The organism is Pseudoalteromonas sp. Isolate6, assembly GCF_022398435.1.
GTDB lineage: Bacteria > Pseudomonadota > Gammaproteobacteria > Enterobacterales > Alteromonadaceae > Pseudoalteromonas > Pseudoalteromonas galatheae.
The window spans coordinates 21,180-27,179 of sequence record NZ_JAKEVK010000048.1 but is presented as its reverse complement, the minus strand read 5'-3'; the positions used below and the strand labels follow the sequence as shown (position 1 = coordinate 27,179).

The following is a 6,000-nucleotide window of genomic DNA, read 5'->3' as shown; positions in this document are numbered from 1 at the left end:
ACAAATAGTTAATAAGTTAAACTAATACCGTCGTAAAATTTCCACACGTACTCAGCTCATCATCTTACCTCTATAATTTGCTTATTATTTCTAACTCGGTATAGTTTGACGTCGGCCAGAATAGTAATAATATTGCTCAGTTTATGGGCGCAGGACAAATTGGCCTTATTTCTCAGAGGCAGGTATGCAATTAATTCAGTTAAAGTCAGATGACCCACAAGTAGTCGCGGTGTTTTCTGAAATCGATAAGCTAATGAACAGCTTATATCCAATCGCAAGTGCACAGTCTTTATCAATAGAAGAAATTAACCAACCTAACGTGTATGCCGTTGGCTTACAAAATGAAGAGGGCATTGTAGCGTGTGGTGCGATTGTAAAGCAGTTTGATAAAACCTTATACGGTGAAATTAAGCGCTTATACGTAAAACCTAGCTATCGAGGTAAAGGGCTTTCTAAACGTATTATGCAAATTTTGCTTCACTATGCGGGTGAAGCGCAGATCCCGCTGATCCGGCTGGAAACCGGCTCTAAGCAAGCCAGTGCGATAAGTCTTTATGAGAGCTTGGGGTTTGAGCGGTGTGAGCGCTTTGGGATGTACCGCGACAACCCGTTAAGTGTCTTTATGGCGTTATCACTGAAATCTTAATGTTGTAAAGTAGGGATTATCAGTATCGGCAGAGATGCTTGTAATCTCTGCAAGCATCACAGTGACAGCTTGGCTTTCTTGTTCTAAAACTAAACACTCCTGTTTGTCGACTATGGCCGTGTTTTCGCACCTGCCACGCACAACGTCACCATCTTTCATCTCAATAGTAACCTTTAGGCGTTTTAGGCACGCTAGTTCAATATAATCATACTGTTGGCAACTGATCATAGATACGTCCTTATTGAGTAAAGCCACCTGCTTGTACAGGTGGCTTTTCAAACTAGGCTTATGCTTAAAGGGACTTAATTCCCATATTGTAAAGCGTAAAGCCATAAATATCGGCATACTGTTCAATCGTTTTGCTTATTGGTGTGCCTGCGCCGTGCCCGGCATTGGTTTCGATACGAATAAGCGTCGGATTTGGACCTGTGTGTTTGCTTTGTAGCTCAGCTGCAAACTTGTAAGAGTGTGCAGGTACTACGCGGTCGTCATGGTCACCTGTTGTGATCATGGTTGCCGGATAATTTACACCAGCCTTTACGTTATGCACAGGTGAATAACCTTTCAGGTATTCAAACATCTCTTTGTTGTCTTCCGCTGTACCGTAGTCGTAAGCCCAGCCAGCTCCAGCAGTAAAGGTGTGATAACGCAGCATATCAAGTACCCCAACCGCTGGCACTGCAACTTTGAATAGGTCTGGACGTTGCAACATCGTTGCACCTACTAACAAGCCACCGTTTGAACCGCCGTTAATTGCAAGCTTTTCACTTGAAGTATAGTTTTCGGATACTAAATATTCGCCTGCAGCAATAAAGTCATCAAAGACGTTTTGCTTCTGCATTTGAGTCCCTGCTTTGTGCCACTTTTTACCATACTCACCACCGCCACGTAAGTTTGCTACGGCATAAACACCACCCAGCTCTAACCAAGCTGCACGTGTCGGGCTAAAGTAAGGCTTAAGACTGACATTAAATCCACCGTAACCGTATAGTAGCGTTGGGTTATTACCATCTAACTTCAGCCCTTTTTTATGGGTGATGATCATCGGTACGCGGGTGCCATCTTTTGAGGTGTAAAAAACTTGCTTAGACACGTAAGCATCTGAATCAAAGTCTACTTTATCTGAGCTATATAATTCGCTGGTGCCTGACTTTGCATTGAAAGCAAAAATCGATCTTGGCGTTTTGTAGTTGGTGAATGAGTAATAGAGTACTTCGTCTTCTTCCTCACCACTAAAGCCACTCGCTGTACCTACTCCTGGAAGGGTGATATCACGGATCAGTTTACCTGTGAAATCATATTGTTTTACCAATGAAATTGCATCTTTGATGTAAGTTGCAAATAGGTAGCCAGAGCCAGTTGATACTGAAAGCACATTGTCGGTTTCCGGGATCACATCTTGCCAATTTTCTGGTTGTGGTTGCTTTGCATTGACTTTAACGATACGGCGATTCGGCGCATCTAAATTCGTGCTCAAGAACAATGTATCGCCTTCACTGTGGATAACGCTGGTATCAGAGTTGGTATGATCTAAAATCGTTACCCATTCACTATTGGGTTTGCTCAAATCACGAATAAATAGTTTGTTACCTGATGTCGACACTGCAGCAGAGATCACTAAGTACTTTTTGTCGTCTGTCACACCACCATAAATGTAGCGGTGCTTTTGCGCGTCAGTAGCACCAAAAATGACTTTGTCTTGAGCCTGGGGTGTTCCAATCTTGTGGTAATACACCTTATGTTGGTCAGTTTTTGCAGAAAGTTCGCTGCCTTTAGGCTTATCATAACTTGAGTAGTAAAAGCCTTCATTACCAAACCATGAGATACCGCTAAACTTCACGTCGACTAGAGTTTCACCGACCTGCTCCTTAGTTTCAGTGTTTAGTACAATTACTTTACGCCAGTCACTGCCACCTTCGGAAATTTGATAAGCGACTAATGAAGCATCTTTACTAAAACTTAAACCTGCAAGCGATGTTGTGCCATCGTCACTCATGGTGTTTGGATCTAAAAATACCTCAGTCTCACCACCTTCTTTTTGGCGGTACAAAACACTTTGGTTTTGCAGCCCATCATTTTTGTAGAAATAGGTATAGTTACCGTGCTTAAATGGTTGAGAAACACGCTCGTAATCAAGTAATTCAGTGAGGCGTTTTTCGATATCTTTACGATACGGAATTTGCGATAAATATGCTTGTGTTGCTTCGTTTTGTGCTTTTACCCAAGCTGCGGTTTCTGAACTTTTATCATCTTCTAACCAGCGGTATGGATCTGCCACTTGTGTACCAAAGTAACTGTCAACAACTTTGCCCATCTTAGTTGTTGGATATTTTACGGATTGCATTGAGGCTACATTATTCGATTGTTCGTTTTCTGTATTTACGCAGCCGACAAGTGCAAGGGCAATTGCTCCTGCTAGTATCTTTTTAATCATTACTGGGATCCCTATAAGTTATTTGAGCAGCAGCGCAGGTGTTTTTTCTTGCGTTTTACTCAGTAATAACACTTATCTATATAATACTTTTACTTTGTGCTCTCAGTATACAATTACTGTTCTGCACCACTGTAATGGCTATTGATTGTAGTAGAGCCGTCATGTTTGTCTACAAATTGTAGACAAACACACGGGTTAGAAGGGTAAGCGGATGTTGACTTAGGCTCGTTGCTATTGTCTTTGCATAAAGATTGTGACTTCAGCCATTACAATGCCGAACTTTTCGATATAAGAGCGGTTGATTAGAGTGGTTTGATCAAAAGACCACATCCAATCATCAAAGTGTACTTCATAGCTGGTATCATCAACGGGTAAGTCCATTCTATACTGCCAATTCATTGCATTACCGAAGGTTTCACCCGATGCTGAATCGAGAATATCGTCGGCGCGGCCAGAATACTGATTGTTAGCTGCTTTTGTAATAGTCCAAATTCGTGTTTTCACGCCGTCACCGAGCAAATAGTTGAAGGTCTCATCTAAAACAAGCTCAGACTGGTCGTTGATTGAGCCTTTAATATCGACAGTAAATTGTTGGACTAAGTTACCATCTCTGTCTTGGACTATCCCCCATGCTTTTATGTCACCAACAAAAAACTCGTATGGATCGAACTGTGGTCTGAGCGTAGAGTATTTATTACCATCAATGCCGGAACTACAAGCAGATAATAAAAATAGGGTGAGTAACATCAAGATAGTACGCATTGTTTCTCCTTAGATTTGAAAAGTGTTCGAGTGCTGTTGCTGCCGGTATGTCTCGCTGAACAAAATAGCGAACTTAAAATTGAGAAAAAGACCATTAGTGATCATCGTATTAGGCCCAAAAGCTCGGATCGCATTGTCGGCTCGGAGGTTTTCTCACTAAGCCAAATGTCGAAAAATCGTGTAGTAAATTCCGAGTCTTTCACTTCACCAATGAGCTTGTCACCTTCATAAAACTGGGTATAACCGTCAAGTGTTCTTAAACCATATAGCACGGTACCTTCAGAAACGTCGGGAAATATTTTCACCATTTTTGTTAGCCATTGCTCACCTAGGCTTGAATTACTGAACCCTTGCTTTTGCATCTCTTTTAACGAGCGTTTTGCTATCTCTTTGCCATCAAGCGCGCGTAGATAATGTAATGCCAATACAAAAGGCTGTTCTTTAGAGTACACCCCTTGTGGAGCATAAAGGCTGGCGTCATAAACATCCCAAAACAGGTAGGTCATTCGACTTGTTTTGCCGACCTGTTGAGGGTTTTCTATAAATTGATTTACAACATCACTGGTACTTGCGAAACCCTGAGTGCTGAAAAACAACACCAAAAAGGCAAAGATGGTCCTTTGCATATTAACCTCTTCCTGTATAAAAAACTGTTAGCCTTATATACGAACGAGCTGGAGTGTTTGTTCACTTTACTGCTGCCTGAAAGGTGCTGTCATCCCCCTTTACAATTTGCTAAGCTGGCTAAAACCTTCAACTAGGAGCCATTATGAGCCTTTCAATTCGCCCTGCAGAAGTGGCTGATGCTGCAACGATACTGCACTTTATCAACGAACTTGCAATTTATGAGAAAGAGCCGGATGCCGTGCTCAATACCGTAGAAGAAATAGAACAGAAATTGTTTGGTAAAGAAGCCAGAGCACACAGCGTTATTTGTGAATTAGATGGTGAAGCAATCGGATTCGCAGTGTATTTCTTTAATTATTCTACTTGGCTTGGCAAGCATGGGCTGTATCTTGAAGACCTATACGTATCACAAGACAAACGCGGTGTTGGCGCAGGTAAAGGGATCATGAAATACCTCGCAAGACTCGCACTACAAAAGGACTGTGGGCGTTTTGAGTGGGTGGTACTTGACTGGAACAAGCCATCAATTGACTTTTATGAAAGCATCGGTGCTAAAGCACAAAACGAATGGATTATTTATCGCCTAACAGGGCAAGAACTCATCGATTTTGCTGAGTAAGTATAGGGAAGTTTATTGGTTTGTTGGCTATACATTATTTGAAGAGAAACCCCCGTTCTTTAACAATTGAGCCGAGTAAACATACGTAGAATTTGTACCCAATATTTTTGGTGAACATTGCAATGGTGATTTTTGCCAATAGAAACAATGAGATATTTTTAGAGTGTTCCCCGTATGCACGGGGCTAAACCGTGCTTTTTGTCATTTTCATTTACGGATGGTGAGTGTTCCCCGTATGCACGGGGCTAAACCGGTCTATATTGGAGTCTGTTAGAGCCGACTTATGTGTTCCCCGTATGCACGGGGCTAAACCGTAATTGTGATCGTCTTGTAGTCAATATCGCTTGTGTTCCCCGTATGCACGGGGCTAAACCGGATCTCGAACAATCATTGGACTCTGGATTAGAGTGTTCCCCGTATGCACGGGGCTAAACCGCTATAAAAACTCGTAGATGTAGTATGACAGCGGTGTTCCCCGTATGCACGGGGCTAAACCGGGTATTGTGGACTAGGAGGAGTTGAACCTGAGGTGTTCCCCGTATGCACGGGGCTAAACCGAGATATCTATGGTTTCACCGTATAGGCTAATTGTGTTCCCCGTATGCACGGGGCTAAACCGATGAAAAAGAGTTTACTCAAATACAAGATGAGGTGTTCCCCGTATGCACGGGGCTAAACCGCTTGAGATTATAACCCCTGAGCTTGATTTTAAGTGTTCCCCGTATGCACGGGGCTAAACCGGCACCGTTGGACAGTCAGGACCAGTACAAGGGGTGTTCCCCGTATGCACGGGGCTAAACCGATTTGCCATTGATGACACCTGACTCGTTGTTGCGTGTTCCCCGTATGCACGGGGCTAAACCGCCAAACATCTCCAGCAGCTCCTTGCGCGGCATGTGTTCCCCGTATGCA

6 protein-coding genes and 1 CRISPR repeat array (1 of these 7 cut by a window edge) are annotated in these 6,000 nt (G+C 42.9%); of the genes, 2 read left to right on the top strand and 4 right to left on the bottom strand.

All coding sequences use genetic code 11. The features are described from left to right. The first annotated feature begins 184 nt into the window (after positions 1–184). The gene (locus L1D50_RS09345; RefSeq protein ID WP_010603965.1) at positions 185–646 is read left to right on the top strand and encodes a GNAT family N-acetyltransferase; all 462 of its coding nucleotides are present in this window, start codon (positions 185–187) and stop codon (positions 644–646) included. On the opposite strand, the gene L1D50_RS09340 is transcribed toward L1D50_RS09345, so the two are convergent. The 4 genes from L1D50_RS09340 to L1D50_RS09325 form a co-directional block, all read right to left on the bottom strand. Next, entirely contained in the window at positions 632–874 is a 243-nt protein-coding gene (locus L1D50_RS09340; RefSeq protein ID WP_128726145.1) for a Rho-binding antiterminator, read from the bottom strand. The two genes, L1D50_RS09345 and L1D50_RS09340, sit on opposite strands and share 15 nt — an antisense overlap. A 64-nt stretch (positions 875–938) precedes the next feature. Next, positions 939–3,080, bottom strand: a complete 2,142-nt coding sequence (locus L1D50_RS09335) for a prolyl oligopeptidase family serine peptidase (protein WP_128726144.1) — start codon at positions 3,078–3,080, stop codon at positions 939–941. A 231-nt stretch (positions 3,081–3,311) separates the two neighbouring features. Next, positions 3,312–3,842, bottom strand: a complete 531-nt coding sequence (locus tag L1D50_RS09330; RefSeq protein ID WP_128726143.1) for a DUF3833 family protein — start codon at positions 3,840–3,842, stop codon at positions 3,312–3,314. A 101-nt stretch (positions 3,843–3,943) separates the two neighbouring features. Then, positions 3,944–4,468 carry a chalcone isomerase family protein gene (locus L1D50_RS09325; protein ID WP_239965939.1) on the bottom strand — a complete coding sequence of 175 codons (525 nt, stop codon included), beginning with the start codon at positions 4,466–4,468 and terminating at the stop codon, positions 3,944–3,946. Positions 4,469–4,611: 143 nt separating this feature from the next. Between L1D50_RS09325 and L1D50_RS09320 the strand changes: the two genes are divergently transcribed. Then, positions 4,612–5,088 carry a GNAT family N-acetyltransferase gene (locus tag L1D50_RS09320; protein ID WP_088532761.1) on the top strand — a complete coding sequence of 159 codons (477 nt, stop codon included), beginning with the start codon at positions 4,612–4,614 and terminating at the stop codon, positions 5,086–5,088. A 163-nt stretch (positions 5,089–5,251) separates the two neighbouring features. After that, positions 5,252–6,000: a CRISPR direct-repeat array (repeat unit 29 nt; unit sequence GTGTTCCCCGTATGCACGGGGCTAAACCG); it runs 867 nt beyond the window's last position.